The organism is Halocynthiibacter sp. C4 (genome assembly GCF_028823805.1).
GTDB lineage: Bacteria > Pseudomonadota > Alphaproteobacteria > Rhodobacterales > Rhodobacteraceae > Falsihalocynthiibacter > Falsihalocynthiibacter halioticoli.
In genome coordinates, this window is record NZ_JAPEIE010000034.1 from 1 (window position 1) to 251 (window position 251).

General features: G+C 72.1%; 1 pseudogene. It reads right to left on the minus strand.

Annotation, left to right across the window (positions count from 1 at the left end):
* A pseudogene (locus OU789_RS16905) lies at positions 1 to 251 on the minus strand (anthranilate phosphoribosyltransferase); the annotation flags it as partial.

The following is a 251-nucleotide window of genomic DNA, read 5'->3' on the forward strand; positions in this document are numbered from 1 at the left end:
TTCGACAGCGGCCCGAGCAGGTTGAAGATGGTGCGGGTGGCGAGCTCGACCCGGGTCGGGCCGACATTCTTCATCGCCGGATGATGCGAGGGCGCGAACATGAAGCCGATGCCGGCTTCCGCGACGCAGCGTCCGACCTGGGCCGGCGTCAGGTCGAGCTTGACCCCGAGCGAGGCCAGCACGTCGGCGGCGCCCGAGCGTGACGACAGCGCGCGGTTGCCGTGCTTGGCGACGGGCACGCCGGCGCCGGC